This window comes from Aquiflexum sp. TKW24L (genome assembly GCF_023502205.1).
Lineage (GTDB): Bacteria > Bacteroidota > Bacteroidia > Cytophagales > Cyclobacteriaceae > Cognataquiflexum.
Genome location: NZ_JAMFLG010000006.1, coordinates 125,532 through 142,663, shown reverse-complemented (window position 1 = coordinate 142,663; position 17,132 = coordinate 125,532). Strand labels below are relative to the sequence as shown.

Below are 17,132 nucleotides of genomic sequence, written 5' to 3'. Positions count from 1 at the left end.
ATTTGCATCAGCAACAGACAATTTACCAAACAACATGCTACTCGTAAATACTATCAGGGATAACTTTGAGAACACCTTGGCTGGTCTTCAAAAACGTAATTTCCCCAATGCCCAAGACGTCCTGATCCAAGTTTTGGACTTGGATAGCAAAAGGAAAGAAACCCAGTCCCAAAGAGATGCCCTTCAGGCAGAATCCAATAATTATTCGAAGGAAATAGGGGTCCTGATGCGGGAAGGCAAAAAAGAAGAAGCAGAAAAAATCAAATCCCTTACTTCTAAAATTAAGGATAAGGTCAAATCACTAGAGGATACCTTCGGCCAAACGGAAGAGGAGCTCAAACAACTTCTGTACACCGTCCCAAATATCCCCCATTTTTCAGTTCCAAAAGGCAAATCTCCTGAGGAGAATGAAATTGTGTTGTCCCATGGGGAAATTCCTGCTTTACCTGACAACAAACTACCACATTGGGACCTGATCAAAAAATATGACATCATTGATTTTGAACTTGGGACCAAAATCGCCGGTGCAGGATTTCCTGTATATAAAGGCAAAGGAGCAAGACTGCAGCGGGCGCTGATCAATTTCTTTTTGGATGAAGCCTTAAAATCCGGTTACACAGAGATTCAGCCCCCAATTTTGGTAAATGAAGATTCCGGATACGGTACCGGGCAATTGCCTGACAAAGAAGGTCAAATGTATGAGGCCACGGTCGACAAGCTTTTTCTGATCCCTACTGCCGAAGTGCCGATCACCAATATCTATAGAGATGTGATCTTGAATGAAGCTGACTTTCCAATCAAAAATGTCGGCTACACACCATGCTTCAGAAGAGAAGCGGGAAGTTGGGGAGCACATGTGAGGGGATTGAACAGGCTGCACCAATTTGACAAAGTGGAAATCGTTCACCTTTCCCATCCGGATCATTCCTACCAAGCCCTGGAAGAAATGAACCTTTATGTACAGGGATTGCTACAAAAACTGGAATTGCCTTACCGGGTCTTGAGACTTTGTGGTGGGGACATGGGCTTCACATCCTCGCTTACCTATGACATGGAAGTATTCTCTGCAGCGCAGGAAAGATGGCTTGAAGTAAGTTCGGTCAGCAATTTCGAATCATTTCAGGCCAATAGGCTCAAACTCCGATTTAGGAGTGAGGATAAAAAGACAACTTTAGCGCATACCCTCAATGGCAGTGCCTTGGCTTTGCCGAGGATTGTAGCTTCCCTATTGGAGAACAATCAAACAGAAACCGGTATCAAAATGCCAAAAGTTTTGGTGCCCTATCTGGGTTTTGATACCATCGGAGTCTGATTACTAAATTCATCTTTTCCAAAGTTTAAAACTTTGGAAAAGATTTATCCCTCAAAATCCCATTCCCATGAAATTCCTTTTTGCAACATGGCTTATCCTACTTCCTATAACCAGTTTTTGCCAATCTGAAAAAGAAGAAAAAGAGGCCATCGCTGCTACTGTCCAACTTTATTTTGATGGCATGATGGAAAGGGATAAAGGAAAATTAGAACAGGCATTCATCCCTGAAGCGAGGTTGATTGGATACCGGGGAGAGAATTTCACAATAACTTCCTTTGAGGATTGGGCAAACGGAACGGCAAAGGGAGAAAAAAGAGACCCTTCAACATATAAAAACACCCTCTTGGAGATTGAACTGAAGGGAAATACAGCCTTGGCGAAAACCGAACTTTTCTGGCCCGGGATCTATTACTTTGATTTCTTAACGCTGATCAAAAAGGACGGAAAATGGAAAATCGTTCATAAGACCTGGTATGAGGAGAAAAGGTGAATTTCATATATAGGACTAGTCAATAAAAATAGAATGATATTCATTGATACTGGATATTCTGGATATTGATGGATATTGGATATTTATTGATATTGGATATTTATTGATACTGGATATTGGATCTTGATGGATATTGGATATTAATGGATATTATTCAGGAAGCCGGTTTTAGATGAATATGATTGTCAATTAAATAATTTCAACATCAGATTAACCTACTCCAAGAAAAAAGCCTCTAAAAGTGGAGGACTTTTAGAGGCTTTGTTCCAAGTATTTTTGTAAATCTAAATTTATATCTATGCTTTTAAGTATATTCTTTTTCTTGCCCTTACCCAAATGAAAAAAGGTAAGGAGTCCAATTGATGTGGCTGTGGACAGTCGACAATCGTCTGTGGTCGATTATCCGCAGCAAAATCAATTCGAAATTAGTTTGTTGCGATGAAAGCGGATAATCAAATTACTTTTTAAGAACCTTGATATGCTCTACTTTTTGTCCCCAAGCGACTTCAATCACGAATACACCCTTTGGAACACTTCCGATCATCTTGGCGATGGCTTCATTCATTTCATTTTCCGAGCTTACTGATACTGCTTTGGTGATTGCTGTGGGGTGGATGATTTTGAAAGTAATGTTCTCATCGTTATACTGTGACCTGTCAAGCAAGCTTACCCTGAGTTGTTCGCTATCTGTTGGGTTTGGATAGGCCCTCCATACACCTTGGGTAAATTGAACACCCGGAATCCGGACGGACACCACTTTACTTAATTCATAAGTACCATCGAAATCAATTTGCTTTAACCGATAGTAAATATTTCCTCCCGTCAATGGCAGTTGAGCATCTACATATTCATATTCCGTAATTGTTTCTTTCCACCCCATTCCGGACACTTCTCCTATTTTTTCAAAGTCCGTAGCAGTCCCTATAGACCTTTCAATTTCAAACCCACTATTTTCCCATTCTTTGGCAGTCGCCCAAGAAAGTATATTGGTATTCGATACCTTGGAATAAACTGATTCGATATAGAGGTAATCTACGGGGAGAATTTTACAACTGACATAATATCCTCCTGAAGGACAATTATTTGGGTCGGGACACTCATTCAAACCATCCTTTTTAACAGTCCCCGGGGGAGGATTTGTTTCGGTGTTTTCTCCACAAACTACAACTTTTGCATTTTCTTCTATAATTAATTTATCACCTGAGCCATTGATAATGACATCTCCTTCAATGTAAACATTACTATCGCCCCCAAAGGTAATTTGACTTGTCCCAGCAATTGTTAGATCTCCTTCAATCATTACATCTCCATCCCCATAGACATTCAATTGCTTCCCTTGGCCTCCACTAACAGTTAGTGATCCAGTATTAAAATAACCCCAAACATTAATTTCTGAATTATTTCCGGCATATTCAGTATCACCATTTGAAATTAATCTTCCGCCAGCAAGAACATTAATTATCGCCCTTTGTCCAAGATCAATAGTTCCAACTATCATCTCTCCAGTGTCATCCCCAGATATCTGTACCAAGGTATTGTTCCGCAAATCTAAGGCAGTATTAACATTAAATATTCCAGAATTAATCGTTTGAATATTAATGATCGTATTATTCGTCGTTGTTCCTAGATTAACTAGAACAGAACCATTGACATTTATTTGTCCACCATCAATAACAACACCTGAGACTGCCTCTTGTGGTATAACCAAATTACCTGGAATGTTAAATTGCCCTCCAGCATTCACTCTCAGATTGACTCTCGTGCCTAAATTAAAAAGGGTTGGTAAATTAACTTGGTGATTGATTACTACATTGATTGGACATGCTAAAGTACCAGAAACAGGTGGAACTTCAGCTGTTGAACATCCATCACCAGTTTTTATCCAGCAAAGTGGAGTACTAAAGTAATTCGTCTGATTAGGCGCACATAATCCACTAGTAGTATAAATAACCTGCCCATAGGAATTCCCGGTTGCTGATATGAGCAAAAACATTAAAATGCATATTTGAAAAAGTCTTTTCATAAAAATATGACTAGAACCAGCTTAATTGGATTTTCAAATATACATTTATGCCTTTTATTATCTAAAAATTACACTTGATTATTTTAGTAAAAAGCAATAAATACCCATTTCAGGTAGAAAAAAAAATAGGTAACCCCATTTGGAGACTACCTATTCCTATTATTTAAAGAAATTTTAATATTTTTTTGGCCGATCTGCTATTTCATCACTTTGATATGCTCCACTTTTTGGCCCCAAGCCACCTCGACTACAAAAACCCCTGAAGGTATGGAAGGAAGCAACTTGGCTAAATACTCATTCATGGCATATTCAGATTCGACAGTGATCGGGTTGATGACAAAGCTCGGATGGATAATCCTAAAGGTGATCAACTCCTGCTGGTATTGGGATTTTTCCAATAAGTTGATTTTCAATTGTTCCCCGTTTGTTGGATTGGGATAGGCTCTCCAAACTCCTTTGGTATACTGGATATTGGCTACTTTAACTGAAATCACTTTGCTGTAAGTATGTTTTCCATTAAAATCAACTTGCTTCAACCTGTATAAGATGTTACCACCTGTCAAAGGAAGATCTTTATCCACGAAGCTATATTCGGTTACGGTATCTTTCCACCCCATTCCATGAACTTCACCGACCAGGGTAAAGTTATTAACGCCATCTACCGATCTCTCAATTTCGAAATGACTGTTTTCCCATTCCTTAAAAGTAGCCCAGGTAATTTTGGCCGTTCTGGACTGATTTATAAATTGAGCATTGAGTCCTGATATCTCTACAGGTAATATTTTTGCATTTAAAAGAAACAAATCAACCCTACATGTCCCGGTATCATTATCAATGGTGGTCAATTTATAGGTTGCTCCGCCCACCAATGAATCGATGGTAGCCTCTTCTGAATAAAAGGCAGGGTCTTCCAAAGAAGTCCAAAAGTAAAAATAATCACCTTCTACAAATTCTATTTCTATCAGTCCAGAGGCAAGGTCTTCATTTGTGGTTGCATCCATTGAAGATTCAACCACTCTTTGACTTAAAATGACATCCTCAGTAGACAAGGCATCTGGAACCAAAACAGTGATGCTAACTGGAGCTCCAACCAATACCCCCTGACTTATCGTCAAAGTAGCAATAAAACTACTGCCAACCGCCCTGTTCCAAACTGTTGGATTAAAATTTGTTGAACTCAATGAGGAACTATCTGAAAAAGTGAAATTCCAGGTTGCATTGTAATCCTGAGTAGGACTCCCTCCAAAAAGAGAGGTTATAATAAAAGAGACGTTGGTTTGTTCTAAATCACCTTCAAAACACTCATATATAGGATTAAAAGTATAGGACAATATTCCGACTTCAATTGGGATAGAATTCTTATTATTTAAACATTGAGCTGCGGGATAACTCTGACAGCTGTATTCATCCTCCAGATCTTTTGCAGCACTAGTAGTCCACGAAACTAGAGGCTGTGACAATTCATAAAATTCATTTTGACACTTAATGCCAATATCTGGAATCGGTATGGTAATTATACATGATCCGGTGTTACAAGGGTTAATTGAGCCCACATACTCATTGATATAAAAAGAATCTAAAGGATCGCCATTCGGATTATTTCTGTCTTTCTTTAAAATATCAGCAATTATCCTAAAGTTATGGATATCACTTTTTGAATTCGAGGTATACAATAAGGAAATAAAATATGGTCCATCACCTTCACAGATATTATTGGGATTTCCCAACGCGTCACTGAAATACACATTTAATATTGAATAGTTTTGTGCATTTCCTTTACAAATGGTACATGAACCATCTCTTAAATCCGGCTTGTTAGCATCTTGCGCAAAGCTACTGTAGCTAAGCATAAGGAAAAGGGCGAAAAATACTGTTTTTAAAAATCTCATTGGGTGATTGATTTTTGTAGAGTCTATTTTGTGTTTCAAATATACTTATTTGTATTTAATATACAAATTAAAAATCAATTTTTTTGCATTTTTTTATATTTGAAATGCTTTTTTATTTATTTATAAAATTACATGTACAAGTAAAAAATAGACTTAAATCAAGATAGTGTTAGATCTATCTAAAAATTTTCAATCATATACTACTGATTTTAAGGTATTTATATAAAAAATAGGTTTAAAAACCCCCTGTTGACATTTCTATTTCTTCTGATAATTTGGAAGCCAATAAAAAAATAAAAAATCTGACAGGAACATAAACTACTTAAACTGAAAAAAAATTCTGACTATTCACACAATTAAGAGATGGTTCATGTCAAATCTTGATTTAGCTTGACATTTTTTGTTATAGACCTTCGCGGTTTGAAAAAACGAAACACTGATTCATCTATTATCCTTCCTCCTTTCCAAATCTTCGAGATTTTGAAAACCTCAAATATCACTCGGCTTCCAACTTCTGTCTTCTCTGCCTACGGCAGGCAGGCAATCAGCATCACTGTTTCATGATTTTTATAAACTCAACCTTCTGTCCCCAAGATATCTCAAGAACAAATATTCCTTTTGTTGCCTTTCGCAGTTCTTCCAAAATCGATCCTGAAATCAGACGGAGATTAGTTCCCGTGATAACTTTGTTGTTTGAAGAAGGTGAGATAAGTCTAACCCTTAGGTCTTCTCCAAAATATTCCCTTTCATCTATCAATTCCAGGTTGAATATTTCTCCAGCATAAGGATTTGGATAAGCTCTCCAGACTCCCTTGGTATATGGTATATTGGCAACTTTTATGGAGGTTACCTTGCTATAGCTATGTATACCATTAAAATCAACTTGCTTCAACCTGTATAAGATATTCCCTCCTGTCAAAGGAAGATTCTTATCAAAGAAAGTATATTCCGTGATAGAATCTTTCCAACCCATTCCCTGAACTCGGCCTATCACAGTAAACTCATCCAAGCCTCTTACAGACCTTTCGATTTCAAAGTGTGAATTCTCCCATTCTTTTGCAGTGGCCCATTTAATGATACCAGTCCTTTCTTTGTTATTAAAATCCGCATTGAGGTATACCCACTCTACGGGTAATGGCGAGAAACCTCCTGCTGTAAGAAAATTACAAAAAGCAGCAAGATTTGTAGTAGATGGATCTGCAATAATATTCGGTACAGGAGAAGGTAAGGTGTAGGAACCGTCTTGATTTAGGATACATCCACTTCCGGTGTATCCAGTAACAGTAACACCTCCTAAGCCAAGATTTATATCTGCATCTCCAAATTCAATTTGTGCCCCCGGACCTTGAAGATTAATGTCTACCCCATTGAACAGGTAATCATTTCTATCCTCATCTCTGGCATCAAAAACAATTCGACCTCCTTCTTCTACGCAAATGGTGACATTATTCAAGTTGGAAATGTATCTTAAAGTCAAAGTTGACCCGGATCTTACTGTTATACAACCTTTGTCTGCAGCACTGCTCCCTTGTATAATAAATACAGCATTATTTCCATCATTTGAACGATCTAAAAGCAAGTTTGCATTGCCTTCTAGCACCACTCCTTTTATCGTGGTCGCATTGTTTGGCCTCCAAGTGAAATTTCCCGCGGTGCTAAAACGTGCAATATCATTAACTCCAGGAACATTTATTGGACTCCAACTATCCCTATTAAAATTATTGTTCCCACTATTAACCTCAACAGAATCTGCTCTTGTATATGTTTTAATAGTTCCAGTACATCCTGGACAGCTTTGGCCTATGCTAACTTGTGCTGAAGCCAAAAGCATTAAGGAGATTAAAAGGGGATAAAAAGATTTCACAGAAATGGAGATAGAATAAAGTATAGTGTGAAACGCATGCTTTGATGAATACTTATATATTTATTTTCATATTTTTTAATCATACTTTAATATAAATAATTCTTAAAAAAGAGATGGAACTCAGGGTGATTCAGTGAAATAAAGTAAACAAATAGATGGGTGATTACTTGTTTAAATAGAATTAGGTTAAAAATAGGTAAATTTCTCCTAAATGCAAACCTCAAAGCCAAAAACACCATTATTAGACATTTTAGGATTAAATAAAATAATAAATGGATGAGAAAGTATCAGTACCACCCATAGCTTCCTAAAATGAAAAACCCGATGGAATTCCTTTCGAAATCCAACTGAGTTCTTTGTCTTAAAATACAGTAAAAATTACCTGAGCTTATTTTTCTGAGTCATTAAAAATCTCCTGTAGCTGCATTTCTGCCTAATCTATAAATTCTCAGACTATTTAAAAAGAATCAACTAACAATTAACATTGGCTTCTACATCTGGTGTTACCACTTTTACCATGCCTTTTTCGGCAGGTATCAATGAATATTTGATTGGGTTCAATTTGACTGCTAGTTTGGTACGTGGCAGAAGTTTCGTGATGAACATTGTGTATTGTTGTCTTTTTAAATCATTAATAAAAACCTTAATCTCTTTTGATCAGTTTTTTCACCAAGACTTTGTCTTCATGATATACATATACCAAGTATACTTCTCCTTTTGTTTCAGAGATTTCTGACCAAGACTTTCCGTCTTTGGATCGTTGGAGAATAAATTTTTCTTTGTCTTTTTCTTGGACAGTTCCGGTTGCCCACCATATATGGTCAGGGCCCATTACTCCGGTAGTATTTACCATGAGCGATTGAGGACTGTCATCCAGGGTAAGACCAGTTCTGAGAATCAATGAATCATCCCAAAAGATCTTGGTATTGGCTATGGATCCAGGTCTTATGTTTGTTACTCTCATTCCGAGACTTTGCTCCAAATCAAAAATCGGGAAATGGACAGGAAAAAATACTACCGTGGCTATCACTTCAACATCACTGCCTTTGGGTACTACATTCCCATTTGCATCCTCTCCATTCCAGTAAATCTGATAGGTACCGGGAGCATCATATTGTTGTGAAATGATCAAGTCAATCCCCTCATCATATGCTAAATTACCATTGAAATCTATCAATACGTCCACAACTGCAGGCAAACTAATGGTTATATTAACCGTTGCATCGCCTCCAGACTCAGGTGAGGTTTTGGCTTGCTAATCAATTAAAAGAGTAACTGTAGGTGGGCTTGTCGATTTCCATATAGAGGGATCCGGATCATTGATAAATAAGGGATACTGATAATTTGATGAGGTTCCCGGCCTGGATTTCCTGTTTTCCTCAAATGTCAAGTCGTTTCTAGGACCATCTTTATTTGCAAAAAAATTAGTCCATCCTCTACTTGACCCTCCAAAATTGATGTATTTGACGAAATAATCATCTCCTGCTACCGTAAAGGTATTGTCCACAGGGACATAAAATCCAAAATTATTGTGGAAAGAATATTCATCTGGAGTACTCATGGTAAGTATTAAAGTGGTACCTGCAGGATCAATCCTTGAATTGGCAATGTTCCAAAACCTGGAATAAACCCATCCCGTGTGTTCATTAAAGCCTCCGGTATAAGAGGACGCTACACTAACATCCCAAAAATTGATATTAAAACCTGCTGTGATGTGGTTGGTGCTTGGGGGATTTGAAATCTCAACCCAAAATGCCCTAGCCGCTCCCGTATTGTTTACAATTAAATATCCCTGATAGCCTGTTCCTGTGATCTGAGGAGGTCCATTCAGTGTAGCAGCTGCATTTTCGGGCCTTCCCTGTGCTGCACCTATAGTACTAGCATCATAATCTTGAGAGAATATTTGTGCCCTTGAAGACCCTGAAGTTCCAAGTGGAAAAAGTCAGATGAATTGGCATCATAAAACCATTTTACCCTGATGTTGCCTGTTGATCCAACTCTTCTAAATCCCCAGAAAACAGTTTCACCTGCTTTTGCATATACATATAGCCTGTGTCCTCCATTATATCCTGAAACAGTCGAAGGCAAAAGCATGAAACCTCTGTTAACAAATCCACCAGCACCGGAATTGCCGGGATACCACAACATGCTTTGTCTATTGGTTTCAGTTCCCCAATTGCGCGATCCTTCTCCAAAAGTCAATAAGGGAATAATTAAAAAAGGTAAAAACAGGATTACCCTTTTGACATCCTTTGATTCCAAAAACAGAATTGTCCTGTTATAAAAAAACGGCAATTTCATGCTGATTTATTATTGATAGTTTGGGTGACTATTATAGCCTTGGGACATTGATATGTCAACAAAACCTACTGAAATAAATCAAACCGAAAAAACTAAACAACTTATTAGTTTACAAAACAAAAATCCTGCTTTGAACATTATTTTTTAGCAAAAAAAAAGCCCATATCCATTAAGAATACGGGCAATTAATTTGCTAAAGATTGATATTTATCCGTTCATACTAATCAAAAATTCTGTATTGTCCCGGGTTCCTTTCATTCTTTGGAGTAGAAATTCCATTGCTTCCTGCGAAGTCATGTCGGACATCAATTTTCTCAAAATCCAGACCCGCTGCATTTCTTCTTTGTCCATCAATAGCTCTTCTCTTCTAGTGCCTGATCCGGTGACATCAATGGCAGGATATATCCTTCGGTTAGAAAGTTTTCTATCCAAAGCCAATTCCATATTACCGGTTCCTTTGAATTCTTCAAAGATAACTTCGTCCATTTTGGAACCAGTTTCCACCAATGCAGTCGCGATGATGGTCAAAGAACCGCCATTTTCGACATTTCTTGCTGCACCAAAGAATCTTTTTGGCTTGTGAAGCGCATTGGCATCCACACCACCTGACAGAATTTTGCCGGAGCTAGGCACTACAGTATTATAAGCTCTTGCAAGTCTTGTGATAGAATCTAAGAGAATTACCACATCGTGACCGCATTCCACCATTCTCTTGGCTTTTTCCAAAACAATGGAGGCTACTTTCACATGCCGATCGGCTTGTTCATCAAAGGTAGAGGAAATGACTTCAGCCTTTACTGACCTTGCCATATCCGTTACTTCCTCAGGACGCTCATCGATCAGAAGGATCATCAAATGAACCTCGGGATGATTTTCGGAGATGGCATTTGCGATCTGCTGCAAAAGCATGGTTTTACCCGTTTTGGGTTGGGCGACGATCATTCCCCTCTGTCCTTTTCCTATAGGAGCAAACAAATCCAAAACCCTTGTGGAGTAATTGTCATGCTTGGTGGTCAGTTTCAGCCTTTCTTCAGGAAAAAGCGGAGTGAGGTATTCAAAAGGAACCCTGTCTCGGATTTCTTCCGAAGTTTTCCCATTGACTGTAATCACTTTCAAAAGTGCAAAATATTTTTCTCCTTCTTTTGGAGGCCTGATTGATCCTTTGATATGGTCTCCTGTTTTTAGACCAAAAAGTTTGATTTGAGAAGGGGAAACGTAAATATCGTCGGGAGAAGCAAGGTAGTTGTAATCTAAGGACCTTAGAAAACCATAGCTTTCGGGCATAATTTCCAAAACTCCTTCATTTTCAATTATCCCTTCAAATTCTTTGACGCTGACATAAGGCTTTTTCTTGGTTTGGAATACCTCTGCCGAAGGGATGTGAACTTCTTCAATATCCCTGAAATTTTTTCTTTTGGGCATATCCTGCTCCACTTCGAAGGAAGGCATAGGTTTCTCACTAGGTAGATTGTAAGGAACTGGCTCAGGACCATCTATTACTTTCCTTCTAGGTCTGATGAATTTTGGCTTTTCATCATCAGGTGTAAAAACCGGAAGCGGTAATTTTTCCTTTGGTTTTTCAGGTTCAATGACTACCTCTTTTTCTTGCCTAACATTCTCTGGCTTTTTAAATGGCTTTTCCTCCTGCTTTTTGGCAGGTCTATCATCCACTCTTTTGGCTGGTCTGTCTTCATTTCTTGGAGAAAGTTTCGGCCCGGTTTTTTGGGGAGCTTTATCTTCTGATGCTACCTGTACCACTTCTTTGGGAATTTCAGTAACATTTTCTCTTCTAAATTTGGATTTAGTTTCCTGGGGAGTCGCTTGGGGTGATTCAGGAGTGTCTTTTAATTCCGATTTGGGCTTTTGTTCGGCAGGTTCCGCTTCTACTACTGAGGCTCTTTTTTTAGGAAGCGCTTTTTCATCTGTAATGGCTTGTTGGTCCAGGATGGCGTAGACAAGGTCATCTTTCTTTAGCGTCTTGAAATTCTTTACGCCTAATTCTTCAGCAATTTCCTTCAATTCAGAGAGAAGCCTGATTTTTAATTCTTCTATGTTATACATAAAAAGCTTATGGTATTATAAATAAGATGTGTGAATGTGATGATGTGTTTTGATTATTTCTGAACTAAATGAAAAAGGGATTCAGAATAGGTAAAATCCAAAGGGGGCAGGATCTTTCGATACTATGACGGTACAATATTAAGGTTTCATTAATTAAATAACAAATATTTCCAAAAGGATGACCATTTATTTTAGGACATCATCTGCCTCAGCACCTTGACAGACTTCCAATCATAGGTCAAATCAAGGTGATTGCCATAAAAAAGCAGGAAATGGTCTAACATATTTCTTCTGATTTTTGAAGGAAATTTATAGTCACAGTGAAACGAATCCGCAATTATTACATCTAAATATTCCTTTTCTTCTTCCATGACATCAGGTCCTTGCGGATATTGTTTCAATTCGGTGAAGAATGATTCTGAATCTTGCGGAGCAAATCCCAGAAATCTTGAACTTTCCCATAAAAATACCAAAGGAAAATGCACCAAAGCCGTATCCTTTTCATCTAAGAGTCTGATCGTTGATTCCAAAAAATCAAAGAATTCTTCATTTTGAAATCCTTCAAAAACAGATTTACCCATCACTTCTGCCATAAACATAGCTATGCCGGACCGAAGAAAATCAAATGGGATTAATTGAAAAGGCATGGCCAATTTTGCCTCGGAAATCCTGTTAAGGCTAGTTCCTTCCTTATCGTATATCACGAGATCCAAAAGTGTCAAGGGCTGGTAAAATGCCATCTTGCTTTTAGCGGTCTTTGACCTTGCACCATTGATGATGTAGGATTTCAACCCAAATTCTCTGGTAAAAATCCGTACAATGATGGAAGTCTCACTATACTTGATATAAGACAGAACGATACCTTTTGATTTTTTGAGCCTCACGAGACTAAAATTTTCATACTATTAGAACTCCTTGCAGATTTGCTGCCACATGAACCTGAAAAAACACACGAAGTGACCTTGCTAAAAATCCCCACATTCCTCCCCATTAGATTTTCTCGAGAAAACATTTTCTACACCTCGCTTCATAGGACTCCTTTTCACCAAGGACTACTTTCTCTTTATTTTCAACAAGTCTAAAGGAATAAGATGCAAGGTCCCCGCATTTCATGCAGATGGCATGTACCTTGGTTACATATTCAGCAATCGCCAATAATTGAGGCATGGGTTGAAAAGGATTTCCTTCAAAATCCATATCCAGGCCGGCAAGAATTACACGTTTACCGGAATTGGCCAAAACATTGGCAACATTGACGATCCTATCGTCAAAAAACTGGACCTCATCTATCCCCACCACATCACAATTCCCTGCAAGCAATATGATATCATCTGCAAAATTGACCGGGGTCGAGCGGATGGCATTGTCATTATGCGAAACGACATCTGTATCATGGTATCTTTTGTCCACGGAGGGCTTGAATATCTCAACCTTTTGTTTGGCAATAAAAGCCCTGTTGAGTCTTCGGATCAATTCTTCGGTTTTGCCGGAAAACATAGATCCACAGATGACCTCTATGTGGCCTTTTCTCTCAGGACTTCGGGATTTGCCTATGGTACTTTCTATAAACATGGGATCCTATTCACTGTAAACCATATGGGAAAACTTATTTTCTTCTGCGACACGGATAAGAATTTCTCCCTTTACCAATTTTGCTTGGCAAGATAACCTTTCGTGATTTGTTAACCTGTCGATTCCTTTGAAATATTCTTCTCTGTCTGTGAGAGGTGAAAGGTTATCCATACCATCCAAAACTATGATTTTACAGGTGGTACACCGGCCTTTTTTTCCGCAGGCATGCATCCAATCAATGTGGTTTTCATGGATTAAATCAATAACTTTACAGACTCCCGCGAGAGAAATAATCTCTTTCTGGAATAAGTTTTGGATAATAATTTTCAGCATGGTTTGTGCTTAGTTTATAAAAAATACAATCAATTAATATGTCTGCGAAGTTAAACAGCAATTACGTAGAAAACTACGCCAAGGAATTTAGTAAAAAAGTCTGTGATGGCTATTTCCCTACCAAAAAGTACATGACCGGACAGGAAATCATCACACTTACCCCAAGTGTTCAGGTTAACTTTTTCATTATAAAAACCTTATTTGAAGCCTGGCAGGAGGAATTGGAAAAACTCAAAAGCAATCCATTTTTTGATTACAGAGACAAGGCTGTCCATGAAGCATTGAGGGAATTTATGAATGTGCTTTCCAGAACCATCAAGGTTGAAAGGGGGCATTTTGAGCCGCTTTTAGTAAAAGCCGTTAAGGATTCCATATTTTTGGCCGTCAACCCACTGGAGTTTTACAAAGAGGAATTTGGAAAACAAAAAGCCAACGAAATCAACCAATACCTCAAGGAAAACAAAAAATACATCAAGTGGCATTCCAGCCTAACCACAAATCTGATCGATAAGGCTGGATTATCCCACACCCATGAAGCATATCAGGGAGCACTTAAAACCAACTTTCAGAATCAAAAAGAAAAATTGGAATCCTACAAAACACTCCTTAACAGTATGGGACAGGTGTTTTTCCTTGATTTTGACCAAATCGCCGAGGCCGAATTGGTTCAGCCAAAAGTCAGACCACAAGCCGAACCGACTCCTATGGTAAAAGAAAATGACAGGTCGTTTTTTGACACTTTGGAGGAAAGCAAAGAATCGGAATTTGAGATAAAGGAAAGGTCAAGTCTTACTATCGAAAGCGAAGAAAGCTACCTGCACGAGGAAGAGCATATACTTGAAAATATTCCAACCGAAAAGCTTTTTAAAACCATCAGACCAGATCAGGGAATTGATCCTGCCAAAATATGGACTAGGTTTGAATCAGAACAATATTCCATTATGAAAGGAAGCATCAAGGAGCTCTCGGAAAGCGTGGGATTAAACCAACGGTTTATGTTTACCAAAGACCTGTTTGACGGTAATCCTGACCTTCTTAAACATGCCTTAAAGTCAATTGATGAGTGTGGGAGCTTTGTGGAGGCAATACACTTATTGAATGAAAGATATGTGGGAGAATTAAACTGGAATAAAGAATCGGAGGTCGTAGATGAATTTCTTCAACTTGTATTTAGGAAGTTTGATTCAAGAGGTTAACCGTTGTTTTTGCTAAAAAAAATAATCGACATTAGAAAATAATATTTAACAGGACATCTCTAGATTTCCTTCCATTTCTTGCGAATGGAAATTGAATATTATGGTGTTTTGGCAGGGTTCAAAACACTTACGGCGAAAATTTTTAGCTCAATATGTAGTTTTAATATTTATATTTCTTAATATTCAATTCGCATGGTCAGTAAATTGACTTTTTGAGGCAATTTCAATATTAAAATGACAGGTTATTTTAAATTAAGACGCATAGTTCTGGAGCTATTGGAAAAGGGCCTTCCAAAAAACTTAACCTACCATGATATTGATCATGTGATGGATGTGTTGGGAGTTTGTAACCAATATATCAAACGCAAAAAAATCAAAGGTACAGATGCCTGCCTCCTTAGGATCGGGGCTTTGGTACACGATTTGGGATTTATACAATCCACCCAAAACCACGAGGAAGTAGGTGCCGCAATGGCTCAAAGTATCATGGAGTCATTAAATATGGATCCGAAACATATTGAAATCGTCAAAGGCTTAGTGATGGCTACCAGAATTCCGCAAAGCCCAAAAACTGAACTTCAGAAAATTATTTGTGATTCGGATCTGGATTACCTCGGGCGAAACAACTACGTCGAAATCAGTGATAAACTGTACCAGGAATTGAAATCTACCAATGTCCTCAAAACCCGGGAAGATTGGGTGGAATTACAGATCAAATTTTTGAAAAACCATACTTTCCATACTGATTTTGCAAAGAAAAACAGAGAACCCAAAAAACAATTTTGGCTTCAGCACATCATCAAAAGCGAAAATTATTAACCAATCCTGCTCAAAAGCTGTATCCTATGTGAGTCCAATTTGATGAAAATAAACAACAGGATGGTAAATGACCAAAGTGAAGATCCTCCATAGCTAAAAAATGGCAAGGGAATTCCTACAACCGGAAACAAGCCTATGGTCATAGCAATATTGATCATAAAGTGGAAGAGCAAAATCGAGATCACGCAATACCCATATATTCTCGAAAATCTATTTTTTTGGCGCTCAGCTAGCATGACTAACCTGAGAAGCAATGCACAGAAAAGCAAAATTACCACCAAGCTTCCAGCCCAACCGAATTCCTCCCCCAATGTGCAGAAAATAAAATCTGTATGTTGTTCCGGCACAAAGTCAAACTTGGTCTGAGTCCCTTCAAGGTACCCTTTACCAAAAAACCCTCCGGAACCAATTGCGATTTTTGATTGGGTCACATTCCATCCGACACCAAGTGGGTCAATATTTGGATTGAACAAAACCATGATCCGGTTTTGTTGGTGTTCAGGCAATTTGGAGACTACATAGTCTATGCTGTATGAATAACCCACTATCAGAATCCAAATACCCAACAGACTGACAATCCTACCTATCTTTTTTTTGCCAAGCAAAATGATTATCAAAATTATAACTCCTACTCCTATGGCCAGATATATGTTATTTTCTAAACCCAAAGAAAGTAAGGTAATCGCGACAAAAGACAACCCAAATATATAATACCCCTGCGGCATTCCTTCTCTGTATAACATGACAAAAAATGCTGAATACACCATGGCTGTGCCGGTATCAGGCTGTAACATGATAAATGCTACGGGCAATGCAATGATGGCCAGTGCCTGAAGTTGGTACTTAAACTGCCCGAGGTCAAAAGTGGAGCGTTCCATATACTTTGCCAAAGCGAGGGCAGTAGCAAACTTAGCAAATTCAGCAGGCTGAAGCCTAAATGATCCAATTTCAAACCATGCTCTTTGACCATTGATTTCCTTTCCAAAAAAAGGTGTGATCAACAAAAAAACCAGGAAAATAATATAAAGCGGTAAGGCAAGGTTCTCAAATAGCCGATAATCCGCCACCATGATTACAGTAATCAATAAGATAGCAGTGCCAATCCATACGAGTTGCTTGCCCGAGTTGATGGAAAAGTCAAAAATGCTTTTAATGGACTGATCGTCATAGACTGCCGCATAGATATTGATCCATCCAATAATTACCAAAACGGCATAAATCGAAATGGAAATCCAGTCTATTTTATTAATGTATAAATCGTCCTGTCTCACC

The 17,132-nt window shown here is 38.2% G+C and carries 15 protein-coding genes; 4 read left to right on the top strand and 11 right to left on the bottom strand.

Annotated features, from left to right (window positions below; all coding sequences use genetic code 11):
* Window positions 1–34 precede the first annotated feature (34 nt).
* Both serS and M3O96_RS06140 read left to right on the top strand, forming a co-directional pair.
* The gene (gene serS / locus M3O96_RS06145; RefSeq protein WP_249719421.1) at window positions 35–1,312 is read left to right on the top strand and encodes a serine--tRNA ligase; all 1,278 of its coding nucleotides are present in this window, start codon (window positions 35–37) and stop codon (window positions 1,310–1,312) included.
* 67 nt (window positions 1,313–1,379) lie between these two features.
* The gene (locus M3O96_RS06140) at window positions 1,380–1,802 is read left to right on the top strand and encodes a nuclear transport factor 2 family protein (protein ID WP_249719420.1); all 423 of its coding nucleotides are present in this window, start codon (window positions 1,380–1,382) and stop codon (window positions 1,800–1,802) included.
* A gap of 457 nt (window positions 1,803–2,259) precedes the next feature.
* Here the strand turns inward: M3O96_RS06140 and M3O96_RS06135 are convergent, their stop codons facing one another.
* The 10 genes from M3O96_RS06135 to M3O96_RS06090 form a co-directional block, all read right to left on the bottom strand.
* Window positions 2,260–3,825 (bottom strand): hypothetical protein, encoded by a 1,566-nt coding sequence (locus tag M3O96_RS06135; RefSeq protein ID WP_249719419.1) that lies wholly within the window; start codon window positions 3,823–3,825, stop codon window positions 2,260–2,262.
* Between the two features lie 197 nt (window positions 3,826–4,022).
* Window positions 4,023–5,714: a fibronectin type III domain-containing protein gene (locus M3O96_RS06130; RefSeq protein WP_249719418.1), complete on the bottom strand. Its 1,692-nt coding sequence runs from the start codon at window positions 5,712–5,714 to the stop codon at window positions 4,023–4,025.
* 550 nt (window positions 5,715–6,264) lie between these two features.
* On the bottom strand, window positions 6,265–7,539 hold the full coding sequence (locus M3O96_RS06125) for a T9SS C-terminal target domain-containing protein (protein ID WP_249719417.1): 1,275 nt from the start codon (window positions 7,537–7,539) through the stop codon (window positions 6,265–6,267).
* A 682-nt stretch (window positions 7,540–8,221) separates the two neighbouring features.
* A complete protein-coding gene (locus M3O96_RS06120; protein ID WP_249719416.1) occupies window positions 8,222–8,776 on the bottom strand; it encodes a hypothetical protein in 555 nt (184 codons plus the stop codon).
* Between the two features lie 57 nt (window positions 8,777–8,833).
* Window positions 8,834–9,139, bottom strand: coding sequence for a hypothetical protein (locus M3O96_RS06115; RefSeq protein WP_249719415.1), 306 nt, complete (start codon window positions 9,137–9,139; stop codon window positions 8,834–8,836).
* Between the two features lie 308 nt (window positions 9,140–9,447).
* On the bottom strand, window positions 9,448–9,879 hold the full coding sequence (locus M3O96_RS06110) for a hypothetical protein (RefSeq protein WP_249719414.1): 432 nt from the start codon (window positions 9,877–9,879) through the stop codon (window positions 9,448–9,450).
* A 207-nt stretch (window positions 9,880–10,086) separates the two neighbouring features.
* The gene (gene rho / locus M3O96_RS06105; RefSeq protein WP_249719413.1) at window positions 10,087–11,940 is read right to left on the bottom strand and encodes a transcription termination factor Rho; all 1,854 of its coding nucleotides are present in this window, start codon (window positions 11,938–11,940) and stop codon (window positions 10,087–10,089) included.
* Between the two features lie 191 nt (window positions 11,941–12,131).
* Window positions 12,132–12,824: a DNA repair protein RecO gene (recO, locus tag M3O96_RS06100; RefSeq protein ID WP_249719412.1), complete on the bottom strand. Its 693-nt coding sequence runs from the start codon at window positions 12,822–12,824 to the stop codon at window positions 12,132–12,134.
* A gap of 106 nt (window positions 12,825–12,930) precedes the next feature.
* Window positions 12,931–13,512: a thymidine kinase gene (locus M3O96_RS06095; RefSeq protein ID WP_249719411.1), complete on the bottom strand. Its 582-nt coding sequence runs from the start codon at window positions 13,510–13,512 to the stop codon at window positions 12,931–12,933.
* 6 nt (window positions 13,513–13,518) lie between these two features.
* The gene (locus M3O96_RS06090; protein ID WP_249719410.1) at window positions 13,519–13,845 is read right to left on the bottom strand and encodes a 2Fe-2S iron-sulfur cluster-binding protein; all 327 of its coding nucleotides are present in this window, start codon (window positions 13,843–13,845) and stop codon (window positions 13,519–13,521) included.
* A 38-nt stretch (window positions 13,846–13,883) separates the two neighbouring features.
* Here M3O96_RS06090 and M3O96_RS06085 point away from each other — a divergent pair, with 38 nt between their 5' ends.
* Both M3O96_RS06085 and M3O96_RS06080 read left to right on the top strand, forming a co-directional pair.
* On the top strand, window positions 13,884–15,041 hold the full coding sequence (locus tag M3O96_RS06085) for a DUF8457 domain-containing protein (protein WP_249719409.1): 1,158 nt from the start codon (window positions 13,884–13,886) through the stop codon (window positions 15,039–15,041).
* Window positions 15,042–15,275: 234 nt separating this feature from the next.
* Window positions 15,276–15,860: an HD domain-containing protein gene (locus M3O96_RS06080; RefSeq protein ID WP_249719408.1), complete on the top strand. Its 585-nt coding sequence runs from the start codon at window positions 15,276–15,278 to the stop codon at window positions 15,858–15,860.
* Here M3O96_RS06080 and rodA read toward each other — a convergent pair.
* Window positions 15,857–17,131: a rod shape-determining protein RodA gene (rodA, locus tag M3O96_RS06075; protein WP_249719407.1), complete on the bottom strand. Its 1,275-nt coding sequence runs from the start codon at window positions 17,129–17,131 to the stop codon at window positions 15,857–15,859. The two genes, M3O96_RS06080 and rodA, sit on opposite strands and share 4 nt — an antisense overlap.
* Window position 17,132: the final 1 nt, after the last annotated feature.